Origin of the sequence: Neptuniibacter sp. QD37_6, assembly GCF_047778085.1 — a bacterium.
Taxonomy (GTDB): Bacteria; Pseudomonadota; Gammaproteobacteria; order Pseudomonadales; family Balneatricaceae; genus Neptuniibacter.
The window spans coordinates 2169680-2189589 of sequence record NZ_CP180550.1 but is presented as its reverse complement, the minus strand read 5'-3'; the positions used below and the strand labels follow the sequence as shown (position 1 = coordinate 2189589).

Genomic DNA, 19910 nt, shown 5'->3' with positions numbered 1-19910 from the left:
AAGGGAGCTAATTTTAGCTCCCTTTCTCGTTACATTGGATTTTACACTCTAAACAAGCCTATAACGCGTTTTAACTCTTGGCCGGCATTGCCTAACTCACTAATAGCAGAATTCATCTGTCGACTAGAGTTAGCCGTTTCTTGGGCAATACTACTGATGCTTTCTACATTGCGACTAATGTCTTCGCTTACAGATGTTTGTTCTTCTGCTGCCGAAGCAATTTGTGCACTTGCATCTGAAATATTAGCAACAGAATCAGTTATAGAGGTTAGCGCTTGACCAGCCTGACTGGTCATATCAACACTGTTTTGAACCTTAGTGTTGCTTTTCTCCATACGATCTACGGCATTGCGAGTATTGCCCTGTAGGCGTTCAATCATCTCTCGGATCTCAGTCGTAGAAGAGGCTGTTTGTTGTGCAAGATTACGAACTTCATCGGCTACAACGGAGAAGCCTCGACCTGCTTCGCCTGCACGCGCAGCTTCAATTGCAGCATTAAGTGCAAGTAGATTAGTTTGCTCGGCAATATTCTGGATTACATCCATAACTGTACCGATGGCATTACTGTTTTCTTCTACTTGTTCAATCATGCTCGTGAGTTCGTTTACTTCACAAGAGATGCCTTGGATTGAACCTACTACCTCTTGTACAAGCTCATCACCGTGATCCGCTTCATTATTGGCGCGTTGAGTTTGTTCTGCTGTCGTAGCTGCGTTTCTTGCGACTTCTTCAGAGGTAGATGTCATTTCGGAAATCGCTGCTGCGACCATCTCTGTTTCTTGTTGCTGACGGTTGATATCGACGTTTAGACGATCAATACCTGAGGAAACGGTACCCAAATGATTTTGGATTGTATGCATAGTGGTGTTCAATTCGCCTGTTACTTTGCGTAAACCAGCGATTGTCTTTTTAGCGCTTCGACTTAACTTGTGTATCTCGTTATGAGTTTCATCACTATCACCCATATCGGTATCAATTTGAGTAGTTAAGTCGCCTTGACCAATAGCCTGCATATAATTACAGATGGTATCGATTGGTTGTAGTTTAACTTTCAATGTAACGAACAAAAGCCCTGCAATCAGAAGTGCACAAACTACAGAGAGAAGGACCATCTCAATGCGAAGTTTATCGCTTTCAGTAAGGAATTCTTCAGTTGCTGCCCCCGCAACGATTGCCCAGCCAAAGCTGGAAACTTGAGAGTAAGCAATTAGCTTATCTTTCAGGTCGCCATTCTCATTAGTGAAGGGAATATGAGTAAATCCGTGATCGTTACTGCTAATTGTGTTGAGTAAGCTGTTCCCGCTTTCTGAAACTTCAGTAATATTTTTGTCTTTAGCGAATGGGTGTAAAAGTAATTGGCCAAATTGAGAACCTTGTTTCAAGTTGACGATGTAGGCAAAACCAGTTTCACCAATTTTTAGATCAGAAATTGTACTTTGTAAGGCTGCTAGACGGTCTGTGTAATCAAAGCCTACATACAATATTCCAATTACTCGTCCGCTATTATCTTTAAATGGAATATATTTGGTCATATAGTCACGGCCAAATAGATGCGCTGGGCCGCTATATTCTTCGCCATTGATTAGCTTTTGATAACCTGGGTGCTTTTTACCAAGCATTGTACCGAAAGCTCTGCTGCCATCTGTCTTACGAAGAGAAGTGCTAATACGTAAAAAATCATCATCTACCCGCATGAAAATAGTTGCGGTGCCACCGGTCATACTTGTGAATTGATCGGGCTTAGAGAAATTCTGCGTGACGGTTTCGTAGTCATGGAGAAGGGTAGGAACTGTAAATTTTCCAACTTTAACCTGATTTAGCTCGTCGATAAGCATATCGCCAGAAAACATCTGGATAAAAACATCGGCAATTTGATTTGTTTGCAGTTGTAGTGTCTGATTAAAAAAATCGATGTTTTTGGCTAATTGATCGACTTGTTGATCAAGTGAATGCTCGGCATTTTTTATGAAGCCCTTGTCTACTTCATGATTGACAAAAAGAGACAAGGCCGTAAATACGGCAAATACGATAAATAAAACAATAGTGGCTAGTTGATTAACAATCGACGCGTGTCGAAAAAATGATGTCATGCGAACTACCTCAATGGCTAGGCCAAAGTAAATGCTTTGAGTTATCTAAGGCAAGGAGCCTAAAATTTTACATAACTATATGCTCATATAACTTCAAAGCAACTCTATAGCAGTAGAAAAGTGCTTATGTACTATAGGTAGGTAATGTGAATCTTTAAAAATTCCTACGAAGGTATATGTGTTTGGATTAAAATCATCATGCTCTATAAGATAATGATTCATAATCATTTATTTGAGATTAATTAAGAATGCCTTGTTTAATTTTAGATAGTTTGTCCAGAGTAAGATCTAAATCAATCGTAAGTTCTTTATCAGTGATGCGGCGGCCTTCTGGCTTTAAGCGTCGAGAATAAACTAGATCCATTTCTGCTGTGACCGCTGCAGATTCCTGTTTTCGACGATCAACCATAGTTTTGCGTCTTTCAATGCCTGTGTATTTGGCTGTGTTATGTGAAATGAACCATTCACTAGCATGAAGTAGGGTAGGTAGGTTTGGGCTGACTTTTCCTTGATTAGGGCATGCCCAGTAGTAAACGATTTTTAAGTTATCCAGATCTTTGATTAAGTTTAGAGTTCTGTGAGGCATCTATTACTATCCTTGTAATAAGAGTCGATTTTAAGCCTGAAAACATCCATGATTAGGCATAAGCAATGTGTATATTATTGGCCTTGTTTATGAGCACAATAATACTCAGATAACAGCAGGTAAAAAATTAGGAAAAATTCCTAATTTGATAAGAGGTCTATATTACTGACTTTTTATTATTCTTTAGGCTTACGTTTTTCTATGCTCAAAAACTTAATATAAACAGTCTTCTGCTAATCATTTTGAAGAGGAAATCTGTCCTAGCCTATAACCGTTCTTGATTATTTCTATCAGTAAGTCTCTGCCCAAGTTTAGAAAACCTTTCAAGACCGCTATCTATGGGGGCTGCTAAACTGTACTAGTGAAGTTTAAGTGGTTTGTCAGTGTCTTGTTGCGTCTTTGTTTTACAGAATTATGACGTGGTTCTGGTTTGTTATGGGAGCTTAGGAAGCTAACTTCCGGTATCTAAAAACTATTTTCGTGGAAAAGCGCAGCAAAAGTATTGATTTGAAAGTTTTGCACCGCCGAATTTTTACTATAGGATTAGGGTATTATTCTGCTTGCTTAAGGAGTCGGGGTGTGAAGTTCAAAATCGATATTGATATGTCGCCGGAAGAACTGCGTAAAGTTCTGGGTTTACCAGATGTGCAGAAATTTCAGCAAGATATGATGGATAAGATCACTGAACAGATGGATGCTGGTGCGGAAGGGTATGATCCATTGACGTTGTTCAAACCTTACCTAAACAGTGGCCTCGGTTCTATGGAAGCACTGCAAAAAATAATGATGGGTCTTATGACCTCGGGCTATGGTAGCTCTGATAATAAAAAAGACTGATCAAGGTGAAGTGATCAGTTAAACCAAGGGAATGATACGAGAGAGAAAAGTACATTGCGTATTCTAAGAAAATATACAAATCGCCGTTTGTACGATACCTCGCGCAGCTGTTACGTCACGTTAGATGATGTAAAGCAATTGGTACTCAATGGTGAAGCCTTTAAAGTTGAAGATTCTAAAACTGGAAATGATCTGACAAGAAATATTCTGTTGCAGATTATTAGTGAGCAAGAAGCGCAAGGTCATGGCACTCTATTGACTAATCAGGTACTGCAACAATTGATCCGTTTTTATGGTGACAGTATGCAGGGTATGATGAGTCAATACCTTGAGCAGAGTATTGCTTCTTTCCTTGAGCATCAGGATCGAATTCGAGATCAGATGCAGACGATGATGGGCGCAGCTAACCCGCTGACCATGATGAACCGAATCGCGGATCAGAATATGCAAATGTGGGGAATGTTCAAGCCGGGTGAAGGGCCTGATCATCAGCAGCATTCATCGGAATCAGACCCTAAAAAAGATCAATAATAAAAAAGGCCGCTAAGCGGCCTTTTTTATTTTGGATAAATGTTACTTCATATCTGGCATATTACGGCCATAAAAAATTTCATTCATCTCTTTAGATAACCGCTCGGTGATCTGTTGAACTTCCGCTTCTGGAAGCTCTTCTTTGGTTGTGCCAAATAGGTATGTATTTAAATCAACATCTTTTAACATCATCTTGGTGTGGAAGATGTTTTCCTGATAAACATTCACATCAAGCATCTGATATTGATCATGAATATCGGACGTGAAGAAATTCTGAATAGAATTAATATCATGGTCGATATAATGCTTAATCCCATGAATATCTCGAGTAAATCCACGTACTCGGTAATCTACAGTCACGATGTCCGATTCTAGACGGTGAATAAGGTAGTTCAGCGCTTTTAGTGGCGAGATGATGCCACACGTCGACACTTCGATATCTGCACGGAAGGTGCAAATACCATCATCGGGGTGAGCTTCTGGATAGGTGTGTACACAGATATGGCTCTTATCTAAGTGAGCTACAACAGAGTCCGGCATAGGGCCTGGCTTTTCTGTAGTATCTACAGCTTCCGAATCTTTAATTGGTTCTTCAGCAACTAGAATCGTAACGCTAGCCCCTTGCGGGTCATAATCTTGTCGTGCAACATTTAAAATGTTTGCACCAATAATGTCACAACATTCGCTTAAAATTTCTGTTAAACGATCAGCACTATATTGTTCATCGATGTACTCGATGTATTCCGCTTTTTGCTCGGGTGTTTGCGCATAGCAGACGTCATAGATACAGAAACTCAAACTTTTAGTTAGATTGTTAAAGCCCTGTAGCTTAATTTTGTCATTAGTCGCCAAGGTGGTTAGCTCCAAGTGAGGACTACTATATTTTGACGCGGATTTTAGTCGACAAATTCACTCTGAGAAAGAAAAAATTCACGCTAAATGAGGTGGAAATTACTAATACAGGCAAAAAAAGGTAGGGAATAGGAGAGAACGGGGGATTAGTCCCGTTCTGATAGCCAATCTACGATAGCAGGTGCTACTTGGGTTTGTGACTTGCCAGAAACGAAAACACCAATGTGTCCGCCTTTTACTTCTAGCTCAGTGTAATCTTTAGTTTTTACATGCTCTGCTAATGCTGTGGAGGCTTTGGGTGGGACTAAGTGATCAAAACTGCCAAAAACATTGAGGACTGGTTGCGTTATATTGCCTAGGTTAACCTGTTTATCGCCGATCATAGCTTCGCCTTTTATCAACTTGTTTTGCTGAAAAAACTGAGTAATAAATTGGCGGAAAGCTTCGCCTGCTTGGTCAGGACTATCGTAAATCCATTTTTCCATCCGTAAAAAACTTAGGGCGCTTTCGCGATTTTCTAATTGGTTAGGCATCCCTAAATTTTTCTGTACACCTAATCGCATCGGCATAAGTGAATTATAGGAATCATTCAGCATGCTTCCTGGGATATTGCCATAGGTTTCAACCGCTAGATCCGCATCAACATATTTTGCTAAGTGGTAGAGAAGGTTGTCATCGGTTTGAAAGTCGACCGGAGTCACCATAGTGATTAGGTTTTTAATCTTCTCTGGATTTAAAGCTGTGTAGCACAGGCTAAATGTACCGCCTTGGCAGATGCCTAGAAGGTTGGTTTGATTGGTGCCGGCATGTTCACATGTAGCTGTTACACAGTTATTGAGGTATTCATTGATGTAATCATCTAGATCAAGGTAGCGATCAGCAGCATCTGGATAGCCCCAATCGATTAGATAAACATCTAGCCCTAGCTCTAAAAGACGCTGAAGCATCGAGCGCTTGGCTTCGAGGTCAATCATGTAGGGGCGATTAACTAATGCATAGCAGATCAACAGAGGGGTAGAGCAACGCTTCTCTCCTTGGCTTTGGTAATAGCGTAAACGAAGTTTGTCTTCGGTATAGATCACGTCATAAGGGGTGGAATCTACATCAACTTCTTTTAGCTGGGAAAGCGTATTGTAGCTTTTTAATAACTTGCGATTAAATTCGAACAGTTCATGAGAGACAACGCTAGGGTCTAAGTTAAATCCGTTCATCATTTAGTTCCCTTAGCTTGTTTTTTCAAAGAGGTTACTTCTTTCTTGAGAGCTGAAATCTCTTTCTTAAGTTCGGAGATCAGGTCTGCAGCAGCTTGTTCTTTTAATGCCGCTATCTCCTGCTGCATTGCTAGCATTTCTCGGCGATTGTTTCGCATCTCTTTGCGCATTTGGTGCTGGCGTTGAAGTGCTGTGTCTAGTCCTTTTCGAGTGGCTAAACCTACGGACTGAAAGTGTACATCCCGTACATCCTGCGCAAATTTGCGCATATTCATGAGTGCATTACTAATACGGCCGTGTGAGCGTTGGTAAGCATCGGTGAAAACCGTATCTGAATAGGCTGACTCATAGGCTTCGACCCAAATATCATGAAGCTGCTGTAATGTAGATACTTCATCAACCGCTTCAGTCAGCTTGTTAAGCATCTGTGTTGATGCGTTTTGATTGATGGAGCTGTAATGTTCAACGTATTCTTGCAGTGCTTCTTGGTATTCAATGGTTAGTTTGGTCGCTTCTCGAGTTTGTTGCTGAGTTTCGCGATGCGTACCAATAATAGGTGTTTCCAAAAGGCTTTTCATGCCGCTGGAAAACGGGTTTTCGAAGAGTAGGTCGTCACGAAAACTGTGGGTCTTAAATAAGGAGGCGAACTGTTCTGGTAACTGCCATTGTTGCATCAGAGCGTCGGCAGTTTGTTTTTGCATGTATTTTTGGAACTCTTGTACCGCTTGGTTGAGGTGTTGTTCTCCACCATTACGATACTGGTTCAAAAGATCTTCACCGTATTGAATAAAGTTCTTTGATTGGGCGCCTAAAATGTCGAGCATTTGAGCAAATTGCTCAGGTGCTTCTTGTTTGGCTGTTTCTTGGCTTTTGGTAAAAAGCTCCGCCCATTCTTGTGGTTGAGGCATTTCTGCACCGGAAGTGATTTTTTTCCAATACTCCTTCTGGGCATCTAACAAGGCTTCCATTGATAAGCCGTTATTTTCCATCAGCCAACTCTCCGATTTTTACTCGATGAAAAAACTATCTTATTACAACTGGCTTTCGCTTACATCCGCTTATCGATCATTCCTAAGCATTTCTACTAAATAGTTTGCGGCGTTGGATAAGGTGCGATTGCGGTGGTAAATAATCCCAAGATTTCGATGAACGGGTTCTGAATCGGTAACGTCGAGTACACATAAATCATCATTTACTAAACTATCCGGTAATAAGCTCCAGCCTAGGCCGATGCTCACCATCATACGAATTGTATCGAGGTAGTTTGTGGACATGCTCACGTTGAGCTCGAGTGAGTGTTGCTGGAAGAGCTTTTCAACTAGGCTTCGGGTAAATGTATTGCTGCCGGGCAAAATAGCGTTGACCTGAGTGAGCTGCTCAAGGCTGATCGTATTGCATCCTGCTAAAGGGTGATCTTGGGCAACTACATATCTAAGTACATCATCCCAGATAATCTCCGAATGAATGGAGGCATCGGGCTCAGGCGATAAAGTGATTAAAGCGAGTTCTAGGTCACCTTTAAGGACTCCTTCATAGGCTATCTCTGATTCGGCAAATTCAAGATCGAGCTCTACTTTTGGACAGGCTTCTGCGTATTGCTTTAATAAAGGGGGTAATCTGTGCAGGCTAATATGGTGGCTTGCTGCTAGTTTAAAATTACCAGTGATTTCGCCCGCGTTTAGATTGCTAATTAGCCTTTTTGCATCATCCAGCTGCAGCAAAATATCTTTAGCTCTAGGTAATAGGGCAGTGCCTGCTTCCGTCATTGTTACTGTGCGGCCAATCCGGTCAAATAGTTTGCTATTTAACTGCTCTTCTAATAATGCAATCCGCTTACTGATGGCTGATTGAGTCAAAAAGAGTTGGTCGGCAGCCTTTGAAAATGAACCCGTGGCAGCTACAGCCAAGAATGCTTGTAGTGTATTGGTATCCATAAATTTCTTTCCTATAACTCTTTCTTAATACAGTAACCGTCCGAATTGTTATTGTATTCCTATTTGGAATCTAAAGCATAAAAAATATGAATTTGTGTTGTAGCTAAGTGTGCACTAGGATTGCTGCATAAATTAGTTGGCTCAGCAGTTTTGGAAGTGTTGAGCGAATGAAAAGAATAAAGTGAGGTGAGCTTCCATGGCTGGTAAAACGTTATATGACAAATTGTTCGAATCGCATTTGGTTCGTACAAATGATGACGGCAGTTCTTTGATTTATATCGACCGTCAGGTTCTGCACGAAGTAACTTCTCCGCAGGCTTTTGAAGGTCTTCGTATGGCTGGTCGTCAGCCATGGCGTATCGATGCAAACATCGCGACCCCGGATCACAATGTGCCAACAACGGAACGTTCTGGTGGCGTTGATGAGATCGTTGATCCTGTTTCTAAAATTCAGGTAAAAACGCTGGATAGCAACTGCGATGAGTTCGGCATTTTAGAATTCAAAATGAACGATCAGCGTCAAGGTATCGTTCACGTAATGGCACCAGAACAAGGTGCAATTCTTCCTGGTGTGACAGCTGTTTGTGGTGATTCTCATACAGCAACACTGGGTGCTTTAGGTGCACTTGCACATGGTGTTGGCACATCTGAAGTTGAGCATGTGTTGGCAACTCAGTGCCTGATCACTAAGAAAATGAAAAACATGCTGGTTCGCGTTGATGGTGAGCTTGGCCTTGGTGTAACACCAAAAGATGTTGTGTTGCATGTGATTGGTGTGATCGGTACTGCAGGCGGTACGGGTTATGCGATCGAGTTTAGTGGCGATGTTTTCCGTAACATGTCTATGGAAGGTCGAATGACCGTTTGTAACATGGCAATTGAAGCGGGCGCTCGTGTTGGTTTGGTTTCTGTTGACCAGATCACGCTAGATTACGTTGAAGGCCGTCCATTTGCACCTAAAGGTGAGCAGTGGGATATGGCTGTGGCAGCATGGAAAGATCTAGTGTCTGACGATGATGCTGAGTTCGACGAAGTAGTTGTCATCAACGGTGCTGATATTGAGCCTCAGGTGACTTGGGGAACTTCTCCTGAGATGGTTGTTGGTGTATCTGCACAAGTACCTAATCCAGCTAACGAAACGGATCAGGTTAAGATTGATGGTATTAATCGTGCACTTGAATACATGGGTTTGAATGCTGATCAGAATATTACTGATATCAAACTTGATCGTGTATTCATCGGTTCTTGCACTAACTCTCGTATTGAAGATCTACGTGACGCAGCGAAAGTAGTTGAAGGCCGTAAAGTGGCTGAAAACATTATTCAAGCATTGGTTGTACCGGGATCGGGTTTGGTAAAAGAGCAAGCTGAGAAAGAAGGCTTGGATAAAATCTTTACTGCTGCAGGTCTAGAATGGCGTGAGCCTGGCTGCTCTATGTGTTTGGCAATGAACCCAGATAAATTGGGTAATGGTGAGCACTGCGCATCTACTTCTAACCGTAACTTCGAAGGCCGTCAGGGCTTCGGTGGTCGTACTCATCTGGTAAGCCCTGCTATGGCTGCAGCTGCTGCAGTTACAGGTCATTTCATCGATGTACGTGAGTTGATTAAGTAAGGTATCAGGAGAGCGACATGAACAAATTTACTTTGCACACAGGTATCGCAGCTCCATTGGATCGTGCCAATGTTGATACCGATATGATTATTCCAAAGCAGTTCCTGAAATCCATCAAACGTTCAGGTTTCGGTAAGAACTTGTTTGATGAACTGCGCTATCTAGATGAAGGTCAGCCAGACCAAGAGTGTACTGGGCGTCCATTAAACGAAGAGTTCGTATTGAACTTGCCGCGTTACAAAGGCACAAGCGTTCTACTAGCACGTGAAAACTTCGGTTGTGGTTCCAGTCGTGAACACGCGCCTTGGGCTTTAGATGATTTTGGTATCCGCTCTGTTATCGCGCCAAGTTTTGCTGAGATCTTTTATAACAACTGTTTTAAAAATGGTTTGTTGCCAATTATCTTAAGTGAAGAGCAAGTTGATCAGTTATTTAAAGAAGTCGCAGCATCTGAAGGTTACGAGCTAACTGTTGATCTTGAGAATCAGGTTGTTAAGACGCCTTCTGGTGAAGAGATGGCTTTTGAGATTGATGATTTCCGTAAGCACTGCTTGCTAAATGGTTTGGACGATATCGGTCTTACATTGCAGCATGCGGATGATATTAAGGCTTATGAAGAGAAGCGTCGTCAGTCTGATCCTTGGTTGTTTGACGCAATCAAGTAATCGAATTTAAGAATTAGATAAAAGCCTCTGTATGAGGCAATCGGGAAGGTTATAAGAATGTCTAAAAATGTATTGATTTTGCCGGGTGACGGCATCGGTCCTGAGATTGTTACAGAAGCGCGTCGCGTTTTGGAATTGGTTAACGAGCAAGACAATCTAGGTCTTGAGTTCAGCGAAGCTGACGTAGGAGGTGCTGCAATTGATGCTGCTGGCGTACCACTGCCAGAAGCAACTCTAGAGGCTGCTAAAGCATCTGATGCGATTTTGTTGGGGGCTGTTGGTGGTCCTAAGTGGGATACGAACCCTGATTTCCAGATTCGCCCAGAAAAAGGCCTATTGGGCATCCGTTCTCAGCTAGAGCTATTTGGTAACTTGCGTCCAGCAATTCTTTACCCTCAGCTTGCTCACGCATCTACCTTAAAGCCAGAAGTAGTATCCGGTTTGGATATTCTGATCGTTCGTGAATTGACGGGTGGTATCTACTTCGGTCAACCACGTGGTATTCGTGAAAAAGAGGGCGGTGTTCGCGAAGGTTATAATACTTACGTTTACGATGAGAATGAAATCCGTCGTATTGGTCGTGTTGCATTTGAAGCAGCAATGGCGCGTGACAAGCGTCTATGTTCTGTAGATAAAGCTAACGTGCTAGAAGTAACAGTTCTATGGCGCGAAATTATGGATGATCTTGCAAAAGAATATCCAGAAGTTGAATTAAGCCACATGTACGTAGATAACGCGGCTATGCAGTTGGTACGTGCGCCTAAACAGTTTGATGTTGTGGTAACAGGGAACATGTTCGGTGATATCTTGTCTGATGCTGCGGCAATGTTGACGGGTTCTATCGGTATGTTGCCGTCTGCGTCACTAGATGAGAATGGTAAAGGTATGTATGAGCCGTGCCACGGTTCTGCGCCTGATATTGCAGGTCAAGGCCTTGCAAACCCATTGGCGACTATTTTGTCTGCTGCAATGATGCTGCGTTACTCTCTAGATGCGGGTGAAGCTGCAGATCGTATCGAAGCGGCAGTAAGTAAGGTTCTGGATCAGAATCTACGTACAGCTGACATCATGTCAGAAGGTATGACTAAAGTGTCTACTTCTGAGATGGGTGATGCAGTGGTTGCTGCTCTGCAATAAATATTAGAAAAATAGTCGTAATCTACTGATGTCTCGGTAGATTACGATAGTCTCAAATGCAGAAATAATGCATAATTGAGCAACTCTGATGCGTTCGGAGTATACGAAAGCTGGTATCGATGGCGGTACCGGCTTTGTTGTTTATATTTGATTATTTGGTGAATTTAATGAAACGTGTAGGTTTTGTTGGCTGGCGTGGAATGGTGGGTTCCGTGCTTATGCAACGCATGATGGAAGAACGTGATTTCGATCATATCGAAGAACCGGTCTTCTTCACCACATCCCAGGTAGGTCAGGCTGGTCCAGATATTGGTAAAGACATTCCAGCGCTGAAAGATGCGACATCTATTGAAGATCTAAAACAGATGGATGCCATTATTTCCTGTCAGGGCGGTGACTACACGAAACAAGTTTACGCTGATCTGCGTGCTGCTGGTTGGGAAGGTTACTGGATCGATGCTGCATCTTCTCTACGTATGGATGACAGTGCGATCATCGTGCTTGATCCAGTAAACATGAATGTGATCAAAGACGGTCTTTCTAACGGCATCAAAACTTTCGTAGGTGGTAACTGCACAGTTTCACTGATGTTGATGGGCTTGGGTGGTCTATTTAATGCGGGTCAGATCGTGTGGATGACCTCCATGACATACCAAGCTGCATCAGGTGGTGGTGCGCGTCACATGCGTGAGCTGATCTCTCAGATGGGTATCATCAAAGAGTCTGTAGCTACAGATCTTGCTAACCCAGCGTCTGCTATCTTGGATATTGATCGTCAAGTTGCAGAAACTATTCGTAGCGATGCGATGCCTGTCGATAACTTTGGTGTGCCGCTAGCGGGTTCTTTGATCCCTTGGATCGATACTAAGCTGGATAATGGTCAGAGCCGTGAAGAGTGGAAGGCGTTTGCTGAAACTAACAAAATTCTAGGTTTGGGTGATAGTCCAATCCCTATCGATGGCACATGTGTACGTATCGGTGCGATGCGTTGCCATAGTCAGGCATTCACGATTAAGCTGAAGCAAAATGTTCCTATGGATGAAATCGAGTCAATGCTGGCAGAAGCAAATGACTGGGTTAAAGTTATTCCTAACGAGCGTGATATTACTGCGCAGGAACTTACACCAGCTAAAATTACAGGTACATTGAATGTTCCTGTAGGTCGTCTTCGTAAGATGAATCTAGGTGATGAATACCTAAACGCGTTTAGCGTCGGTGACCAGTTATTATGGGGTGCGGCTGAACCGCTACGCCGTATGCTGAGAATTCTGTTAGAAGACTAATAAATCAGTCTTTAAGTAAGAGTATCAACCAGCCCGACTTAGTTCGGGCTGGTTTGCTTTTGGGGAAAAGAAAATGAGTCAAGGTTTTAATGTTGCTGTTGTTGGCGCAACAGGCATGGTGGGTGAAGCAATTCTGGAAATTCTGGAGCAACGTGAATTTCCTGTTGAGAATCTGTATTTGGTAGCAAGTGAGAACAGTGCTGGTAAGCAGATTCAGTTCAATGAGAAAAATTATAAAGTCGAAGCTATAGATGATTTTGATTTTTCACAGGCTCAGATTGCCTTTTTCACCGCTGGGGCAGCGGTTTCTGAAGAGTATGCGCAGATGGCTGCGGATCAGGGCTGTATCGTTATCGATAATACATCATGTTTCCGTTATGACTATGATGTGCCGCTAGTAGTGCCAGAGGTTAATCCAGAAGCAGTTGCTGAGTACCCAAACAGGGGGATTATTGCTAATCCTAACTGTTCCACAATTCAGATGTTGTTAGCGGTTGCGCCTATTCATCGCCACGCTTCAGTTAAGCGTATAAATGTTGCAACTTATCAGGCAGTATCTGGTAGCGGTAAGAGTGGTGTAGAAGAACTGGCTGGTCAGACCGCGAAGCTATTGAACGCGCAAACACCGGAGAATAAAGTATATCCAAAGCAGATCGCTTTTAATGTGCTGCCTCAAATCGATGCTCTTCAAGATAATGGATATACCCGCGAAGAGATGAAAATGGTTTGGGAAACGCAGAAGATCCTTGGGGATGAAGGAGTCATGGTGAACCCAACTTGCGTGCGTGTGCCTGTGTTCTTCGGTCATAGTGCTGCATTACATATCGAATGTTGGGATCCGATTAGTGCGGAAGAAGTTCGTGAGCTATTTAATCATTCTGTTGGTGTGGAGGTTGTTGATAATCAGGAAGAGGGTGGCTACGCAACCGCTGTTACAGATGCGGCTAAAAACGATGACGTGTTCATTAGTCGTATTCGCGAAGATATTTCCTGTGAAAATGCTATAAATTTATGGGTGGTCGCCGATAATGTGCGTAAAGGAGCTGCACTAAATAGCATTCAAATAGCTGAAGTTTTAATCCAACAGTATATTTAGATCGTTTTTTTAAGAGGAAATACAAACAGTTGTTTGTATTTCCTTGACCCGTAAGTGGTTTATAAACAATACTGTGGATGGATTTTAGAATCGCAACCCTCTGAATTGCTCGGAGTTTTGAGGGTAGGGGAACAAGGAAACTGATGATGTTGCGAAAACTCGCCGTCAGCCTTGCTGTAGCAGGGATTATAAGTGCCTCCAACGCTAATGCGTTGGGTTTGGGCGAAATTAAAATTCACTCAGCATTGAATGAGCCGTTAAATGCGGAAATTCAGTTGTTAGAAGTGAGAAAATTTGGTCCGCTGCAAATTCAGCCAAGAATGGCAAATATTGACGAATTTGCTTTGGCAGGTTTAGATAAATCACGCTTTTTGACTGATGTGAGTTTTCAGGTGAAAGTTAATCCTGATGGCTCTGGCGTTATTACTCTGCGGTCAGATAGGCCTGTTAGAGAGCCTTTTCTTAATTTCTTGGTAGAGGTTAACTGGCCTAGTGGTCGTTTAGTCCGTGAATATACTTTGCTGCTAGATCCTCCAGTATATGATCCTACTCCTGTCCGTAAAACTGTGCAGCCTGCTACTGCACCAGTTACAACATCTTCAGTTAAACCACAGACTAGTACATCAGCTTCAACCGGCCCCAGGACAATGGAGACTGGTGCTTCACAAGTTTATGTTGATGTGAAAGATACTTTATGGGCAATTGCTATAAAGCATCGACCTAGTTCGAGTATTTCTGTAAAGAAGATGATGATTGCTTTGCAGAAGAAGAATCCCCATGCATTTGTTAATGGCAATATTAATGTTCTAAGGGCTGGAGTGGTCTTGGATCTTCCGACAATGGAAGAAATCAACCAGCTGAAGTCTAAAGAAGCTACACGTGAATTCGTTCGTCAGACATCCGAATGGAAAAATAAAGGAAAAACGGCAGCGCCAGTGGAGGCTTCTAAAAAGAAGCCGGTAACTAGTTCTGTTGTTGAGGCGCCTAAGCCGGATCCTGAAGAGGATAAATCAGCAGAGCTTAAAATCGTTACACCAAAAGACTCGATAGAGCCTGAAGAGGGTGTAATGACTGATCAGTCGGAAGGTGAAAAATCAGAAGGCGAATCTGCTCAGTCAAAGACTAAAGGTGAAGTGGATACGGAAAAGCAAGCTTTAATAGATCGTAATCAGGAGCTTGAGGACAGATTAAGTCAATCTTTAGAAAATGTAGATAAAATTACTCGCGATAATGCTGAACTTAATGAAAAGTTAGATTCAATTCAGTATGAATTGTCTAAATTGCGGGAAATGCTTGAGCTAAAAGATCAGCAGCTAGCTAGTTTGCAAAATAAAGTAGAAGCGGCAGAAGTGGCTGCTACACCGCCTCCACTGCCTCCAGAAAAAAGCCTCATAGATAAGATTTTACAGTCTCCTGCCATTCTGGGTGGTATTGGTGCAGCTCTAATTGCATTGCTAGGAGGTTTGTTCTTCTTTCTTCGTCGCGGTAAAAAGGATGAAGAGGCAACAGAAGACGAAAATGCGCTTGTGCAGGTGCCAGAGGACCTAGATACTCCCGAAGAGAGTGAAATGGCTGAAGAGGCGTCTGGGGCTGAAACTGAATCTGAATCAGATTCAAACGACGATTTAGCTGATGATGTTGAGTCTATTGAGGATTTAGATCTAGGGACTGAAGAAGATCTCTTGGATGATGCAGATTTAGATCTTACTGATACTGATGATCTGGAAGATCTAGATGATCTAGATGATCTAGATCTCGACATGGATTTGGATCTTGAAGAGGATGGCTCTGGGGATGCTCTTCAGACTGTTGAGGCGGATGAGCCTGACGATCTAGATGCTTTGTTAGATGATGATGAGTTTGATTTGGGTCTCGATGAAGAGATTGACGATCAAGATGCTGAAGTACAGTCGGAAGATGTCGAAGCAGATGAACTTGATGCAATTTTAGAAGAGCCTTCAGATCTAGATGAAGTCGAAGATGAGTTAGAAGTAGCTGATGCATCAGAATCTGATGCCCTAGATGATATTTTGGGTGAAGTTGAAGATGTTGAGCCTGAAATTGAAGCTGTCACAGCTGACGAGGATGAGATTGATGCAGCGTTGGAAGCTGATGATGGCGAAATCGATTTAGGTCTAGATGACACTGATCTAGAATTTGATCTCAATGATGCTGCTCCAGATGTTATTGAGGAAGCTTCTGAAGAGGTGATCGAGAACGATGACGCTGATTTAGATTTTGTTGTCGATGAGATGCCCGATCTTGCAACAGAGGAAGATGTGGCTCAGTTAGAGGCTGAAGGTCCTGAATTAGAAGCGGATTTAGCTACAAATTTGGATGTGGATACTGTACCTGAAGAGCTGGATGAGTCTGGCTTGGATGACTTGTTAGATTCAGTATCTGAAGGAGATATCCAGGAGCTAACGGATGCAGCTGAGGAGGCAGAATCAGATATAGATGAGCTTGATGATCTATTGGCAGAAGTAGAAGAGCCGGTAACTGAAGGGTCTGCTGAAGCAGTTCAATCAGATGCCACTGATGATTTGGAAGCGCTTTTAGCTGAAGATTTGGATATGGGCGATTTGGAGTTGCCTTCTGAGGAATCTGCTAAAGAACCTGTTGAAGAAACAACCAGTGAAGCAATAGAGACAATGCTCGCCGAGAACCCTGATCCTAGGGATATAGGTCTTCCTGGTCAGCTTGAAATGCAGGACGATTTAGATATTGAATCTTTACAATCTGATGAGGGCTTAGATGAGCTTTTAGCGAAGGTTGATGAGGATTTAGATCAGGCAATGGCTGCTGATCTAGAGATGGAAGGGGCTGAAGAATTAGATTCTGAAGTGAAAGAGTCAGATGATGCATCTGATGATCTAGATGCAATGCTAGATGATTTAGGCTCGGATTTAGATCTAAATGATGGCGATGCAGCTGCTTCTTCAAAAGAAGACATCGTTTTAGAAGGTGATGATCTAGAATCATTGATCTCTGATGATTTGGAAGCTGATTTGAATTCTGAATTAGATGCGCTTCTTAATAGTGAAGAGGGTGATATAGTGCTAGAAGAGAGCGCTATTGAAGAGGATGCTTCTGTTGATGAAGATTTTGACGAGCTTGCAGGGTTAAACCTGTTAGAAGGAGCAGATGAAGTTGAAACTAAGCTTGATTTGGCTCGTGCTTATATGGATATGGAAGACCTCGAAGGCGCTAAAGATATTCTCGAAGAGATCGCTATAGAAGGTACTGATGACCAGAAAAAAGAAGCTGAAGCGTTGATACAATCCATTAATGAAAAGTAGTATGTCAGAAAAAAGTTGTACTGAACTTAACAGTTCACCAGAAGGGGCGATTTCTATCGCCCCTTCTTATCGTTATGCCCTTTGTGTTGAATACGCTGGAGCTGCTTATCGTGGTTGGCAGGTTCAGAAAGAGGGAGGTGTGCCAAGCATTCAAGAGGAAGTGGAAAAAGCACTTTCAAAAATCGCGAATGCGCCCGTATCGGTTATTTGTGCCGGTAGGACCGATGCACGTGTTAATGCCACCTATCAAATTATTCATTTTGATAGTCCTGTGCAAAGAGAAGATCGTGCTTGGGTTTTAGGTACCAATACAAATCTTCCGGACGATATCGCTATCCAGTGGGCTATCCCTGTATCAGATGAGTTTCATGCCCGCTTTTCTGCTGTCGAACGTCGATATCGATACCTTATCTACTGCAACCCTGTTAAACCTGCCATTTTACCAAAAGGTATTACCTGGACTTACAAGCAGATGGATGTGGAACGGATGCAGGAAGCCGCAAATTATCTTATTGGCGAGCATGACTTTACCTCTTATCGCGCAGTAGGTTGTCAGGCGCATAGCCCCGTTCGTACGGTTAAACAGTTAGATGTTTACCAAAGCGGTCAACTGATCGTTTTGGATGTTCGTGCTAATGCATTTTTGCATCATATGATTCGAAACTTCGCCGGTGTATTGATGAGCGTTGGTTGCGGTGAGGCTGATCCTATATGGGCAAAAGAGGTTTTGGATGCTAAGGATCGCCGTCAGGGTGGTGTAACAGCACCTCCTTATGGTCTTTATTTTGTCGATGCTAAGTACCCTGATAAATTTGATCTGCCTAAATCGCAAATAGGGCCTTTTTTCCTGTCATAGTTGACTGACTTAGTGGCCTTCTATCTGCTACTATTTGCAACCTGAGATTTTCTAAGTGAACTGTATCTGTGAACCGAACGCGCGTTAAAATTTGTGGTATTACGAATATAGAGGATGCTTTAGCAGCTATTGCTGCTGGGGCAGATTCTCTTGGCTTCGTTTTTTATGCGCCAAGTCCTCGTGCTGTAGAGGTTGAACAAGCGGCAGAAATCATTGCTAAGCTTCCAGCGTTCGTCACAACTACTGCGCTCTTTGTTAATGCAGAGCGGGAATTCATTGATCGAGTTATCGAACAAACTCGTATAGATTTACTTCAATTTCATGGTGATGAAACTGAAGCGTACTGTAGTAGTTTTAGTCGTCCGTACATAAAAGCTATTCGGATGAAGCCAGAACTGCATTTAACAGACGCGGTAGAACAATTTACTTCAGCGCAGGCTATTCTTCTGGACGCTTATCGTCCGGGTGTTCCAGGTGGAACTGGTGAAGCCTTTGACTGGGATCGTATTCCAACACCTCATCCAGCTACGATTATTCTTGCTGGGGGGCTTAACTGTGAGAATGTAGCTGAGGCTGTTCAAACCGTTAAACCTTACGCGATAGACGTGAGTGGTGGGGTTGAGAAGAGTAAAGGTATCAAAGATACCGACAAAATTAATAGATTTATAAATGAGGTAACCCGTGCCAACTAATATCGATCTTAAAGCACTTGCTCAGTTGCCCGATAGTAAAGGCCACTTTGGCCCTTACGGTGGTCGTTTCGTATCTGAAACTCTAATGGCTGCGCTTAAGCAGTTAGAAGAAACTTATGAGAAGTTGTGGCGAGATCCAGCGTTCCAGGAAGAGTTTGATCGTGATCTGGCACACTATGTTGGACGTCCTTCGCCTTTGTATCATGCGAAGCACCTATCTGAAAAAGTAGGTGGCGCACAAATTTATCTGAAACGTGAAGATCTAAACCATACGGGTGCACACAAAGTTAATAACACTATTGGTCAGGCTTTGTTGGCGAAATACACTGGCAAACCTCGTGTTATTGCTGAAACAGGCGCTGGTCAGCACGGTGTGGCTACCGCCACCGTAGCTGCGCGTTTGGGGCTTGAGTGTCAGGTATATATGGGTGCTGAAGATGTTCAGCGTCAGGCACTTAACGTTTACCGAATGAAGCTTCTAGGTGCAGAAGTTATTGCGGTTGAATCGGGTACTCGTACGCTGAAAGATGCCATGAATGAAGCGATGCGCGATTGGGTAACCAATGTTGATAATACTTTCTACATCATTGGTACTGCTGCGGGTCCACACCCTTACCCTAAGTTGGTTCGTGACTTCCAGTGTGTAATCGGTCGTGAAGCGCGTCAACAGTGCTTAGATCAGACTGGTCGTCTACCTGATGCTTTGGTTGCTTGTGTTGGTGGTGGTTCTAACGCTATTGGTCTATTCCACCCATTCATCGAAGATGAATCTGTAAAAATGTATGGTGTTGAAGCAGGTGGTTATGGTGTAGAGACAGGGCAGCACGCTGCGCCATTGTCTGCGGGTAGTCCAGGTGTACTTCATGGTAACCGTACGTATTTGATGTCTGACGAAGGTGGTCAAATCATCGGTACTCACTCTGTATCTGCTGGTCTTGATTACCCAGGCGTTGGTCCGGAGCATGCCTACCTTAAAGATACTGGACGCGCGACTTATGTTGATGCGACAGATGATGAGGCGATGGATGCTTTCCGTGCTCTAACGCGCGTCGAAGGCATTATGCCGGCAATTGAATCAAGCCATGCGGTTGCTTACGCAATGAAATTGGCTAAAGAGATGGATAAAGATCAGACAATAGTTGTGAACTTGTCTGGTCGTGGTGATAAAGATATTCATACGGTCGCACAGATCGATGGCATCAATATCTGATTTGTGCGAGGGAAAA

At 43.0% G+C, this 19910-nt stretch carries 17 protein-coding genes; 11 read left to right on the top strand and 6 right to left on the bottom strand.

The annotated features are described in order from the left end of the window. Positions 1 to 41: 41 nt before the first annotated feature. Positions 42 to 2090, bottom strand: coding sequence for a methyl-accepting chemotaxis protein (locus tag ACMXYO_RS10485; protein ID WP_415885068.1), 2049 nt, complete (start codon positions 2088 to 2090; stop codon positions 42 to 44). 238 nt (positions 2091 to 2328) lie between these two features. Beyond that, the gene (locus tag ACMXYO_RS10480; protein ID WP_415885067.1) at positions 2329 to 2676 is read right to left on the bottom strand and encodes a hypothetical protein; all 348 of its coding nucleotides are present in this window, start codon (positions 2674 to 2676) and stop codon (positions 2329 to 2331) included. A gap of 579 nt (positions 2677 to 3255) precedes the next feature. On the opposite strand from ACMXYO_RS10480, the gene ACMXYO_RS10475 reads away from it, so the two are divergent. Together ACMXYO_RS10475 and phaR are read left to right on the top strand one after the other, a co-directional pair. Then, entirely contained in the window at positions 3256 to 3513 is a 258-nt protein-coding gene (locus tag ACMXYO_RS10475; RefSeq protein WP_415881594.1) for a DUF6489 family protein, read from the top strand. A gap of 54 nt (positions 3514 to 3567) precedes the next feature. Next, positions 3568 to 4044, top strand: coding sequence for a polyhydroxyalkanoate synthesis repressor PhaR (gene phaR / locus ACMXYO_RS10470; RefSeq protein ID WP_415885066.1), 477 nt, complete (start codon positions 3568 to 3570; stop codon positions 4042 to 4044). A 42-nt stretch (positions 4045 to 4086) separates the two neighbouring features. Here the strand turns inward: phaR and speD are convergent, their stop codons facing one another. From speD to ACMXYO_RS10450, 4 genes are all read right to left on the bottom strand, one after another. Then, a complete protein-coding gene (gene speD, locus ACMXYO_RS10465) occupies positions 4087 to 4896 on the bottom strand; it encodes an adenosylmethionine decarboxylase (protein ID WP_415888093.1) in 810 nt (269 codons plus the stop codon). Positions 4897 to 5042: 146 nt separating this feature from the next. Next, a complete protein-coding gene (phaC, locus tag ACMXYO_RS10460; RefSeq protein ID WP_415885065.1) occupies positions 5043 to 6110 on the bottom strand; it encodes a class III poly(R)-hydroxyalkanoic acid synthase subunit PhaC in 1068 nt (355 codons plus the stop codon). Beyond that, positions 6107 to 7096, bottom strand: coding sequence for a poly(R)-hydroxyalkanoic acid synthase subunit PhaE (locus tag ACMXYO_RS10455; protein ID WP_415885064.1), 990 nt, complete (start codon positions 7094 to 7096; stop codon positions 6107 to 6109). The genes phaC and ACMXYO_RS10455 overlap by 4 nt, the downstream gene beginning before the upstream one ends. Positions 7097 to 7165: 69 nt before the next feature. Continuing rightward, entirely contained in the window at positions 7166 to 8041 is an 876-nt protein-coding gene (locus ACMXYO_RS10450; RefSeq protein ID WP_415885063.1) for a LysR family transcriptional regulator, read from the bottom strand. 196 nt (positions 8042 to 8237) lie between these two features. Here ACMXYO_RS10450 and leuC point away from each other — a divergent pair, with 196 nt between their 5' ends. The 9 genes from leuC (at position 8238) to trpB (ending at position 19894) form a co-directional block, all read left to right on the top strand. After that, positions 8238 to 9656: a 3-isopropylmalate dehydratase large subunit gene (leuC, locus tag ACMXYO_RS10445; protein WP_415885062.1), complete on the top strand. Its 1419-nt coding sequence runs from the start codon at positions 8238 to 8240 to the stop codon at positions 9654 to 9656. A gap of 17 nt (positions 9657 to 9673) precedes the next feature. Then, entirely contained in the window at positions 9674 to 10321 is a 648-nt protein-coding gene (leuD, locus tag ACMXYO_RS10440; RefSeq protein WP_415885061.1) for a 3-isopropylmalate dehydratase small subunit, read from the top strand. A 57-nt stretch (positions 10322 to 10378) separates the two neighbouring features. Continuing rightward, entirely contained in the window at positions 10379 to 11458 is a 1080-nt protein-coding gene (gene leuB, locus ACMXYO_RS10435) for a 3-isopropylmalate dehydrogenase (RefSeq protein ID WP_415885060.1), read from the top strand. Positions 11459 to 11625: 167 nt separating this feature from the next. After that, the gene (gene asd / locus ACMXYO_RS10430) at positions 11626 to 12741 is read left to right on the top strand and encodes an aspartate-semialdehyde dehydrogenase (protein ID WP_415885059.1); all 1116 of its coding nucleotides are present in this window, start codon (positions 11626 to 11628) and stop codon (positions 12739 to 12741) included. Between the two features lie 73 nt (positions 12742 to 12814). Beyond that, positions 12815 to 13837, top strand: coding sequence for an aspartate-semialdehyde dehydrogenase (locus tag ACMXYO_RS10425; protein WP_415885058.1), 1023 nt, complete (start codon positions 12815 to 12817; stop codon positions 13835 to 13837). Positions 13838 to 13983: 146 nt separating this feature from the next. Beyond that, on the top strand, positions 13984 to 17136 hold the full coding sequence (locus tag ACMXYO_RS10420) for a FimV/HubP family polar landmark protein (protein ID WP_415885057.1): 3153 nt from the start codon (positions 13984 to 13986) through the stop codon (positions 17134 to 17136). A gap of 1 nt (position 17137) precedes the next feature. Continuing rightward, on the top strand, positions 17138 to 17992 hold the full coding sequence (gene truA, locus ACMXYO_RS10415) for a tRNA pseudouridine(38-40) synthase TruA (RefSeq protein ID WP_415885056.1): 855 nt from the start codon (positions 17138 to 17140) through the stop codon (positions 17990 to 17992). A gap of 68 nt (positions 17993 to 18060) precedes the next feature. Further along, on the top strand, positions 18061 to 18684 hold the full coding sequence (locus ACMXYO_RS10410; RefSeq protein WP_415885055.1) for a phosphoribosylanthranilate isomerase: 624 nt from the start codon (positions 18061 to 18063) through the stop codon (positions 18682 to 18684). Next, positions 18674 to 19894 carry a tryptophan synthase subunit beta gene (trpB, locus tag ACMXYO_RS10405; protein ID WP_415885054.1) on the top strand — a complete coding sequence of 407 codons (1221 nt, stop codon included), beginning with the start codon at positions 18674 to 18676 and terminating at the stop codon, positions 19892 to 19894. The genes ACMXYO_RS10410 and trpB overlap by 11 nt, the downstream gene beginning before the upstream one ends. The last annotated feature ends 16 nt before the right edge of the window (positions 19895 to 19910 follow it).

Bases quoted from the DNA above. Each gene is read 5' to 3' on its own strand.
- ACMXYO_RS10485 (WP_415885068.1), bottom strand. From the start codon at position 2,090: ATGACATCATTTTTTCGACACGCGTCGATTGTTAATCAACTAGCCACT.
- ACMXYO_RS10450 (WP_415885063.1), bottom strand. From the start codon at position 8,041: ATGGATACCAATACACTACAAGCATTCTTGGCTGTAGCTGCCACGGGT.
- leuC (WP_415885062.1), top strand. From the start codon at position 8,238: ATGGCTGGTAAAACGTTATATGACAAATTGTTCGAATCGCATTTGGTT.
- truA (WP_415885056.1), top strand. From the start codon at position 17,138: ATGTCAGAAAAAAGTTGTACTGAACTTAACAGTTCACCAGAAGGGGCG.
- ACMXYO_RS10420 (WP_415885057.1), top strand. From the start codon at position 13,984: ATGTTGCGAAAACTCGCCGTCAGCCTTGCTGTAGCAGGGATTATAAGT.
- ACMXYO_RS10455 (WP_415885064.1), bottom strand. From the start codon at position 7,096: ATGGAAAATAACGGCTTATCAATGGAAGCCTTGTTAGATGCCCAGAAG.
- ACMXYO_RS10480 (WP_415885067.1), bottom strand. From the start codon at position 2,676: ATGCCTCACAGAACTCTAAACTTAATCAAAGATCTGGATAACTTAAAA.
- phaC (WP_415885065.1), bottom strand. From the start codon at position 6,110: ATGATGAACGGATTTAACTTAGACCCTAGCGTTGTCTCTCATGAACTG.
- asd (WP_415885059.1), top strand. From the start codon at position 11,626: ATGAAACGTGTAGGTTTTGTTGGCTGGCGTGGAATGGTGGGTTCCGTG.
- leuD (WP_415885061.1), top strand. From the start codon at position 9,674: ATGAACAAATTTACTTTGCACACAGGTATCGCAGCTCCATTGGATCGT.
- leuB (WP_415885060.1), top strand. From the start codon at position 10,379: ATGTCTAAAAATGTATTGATTTTGCCGGGTGACGGCATCGGTCCTGAG.
- ACMXYO_RS10425 (WP_415885058.1), top strand. From the start codon at position 12,815: ATGAGTCAAGGTTTTAATGTTGCTGTTGTTGGCGCAACAGGCATGGTG.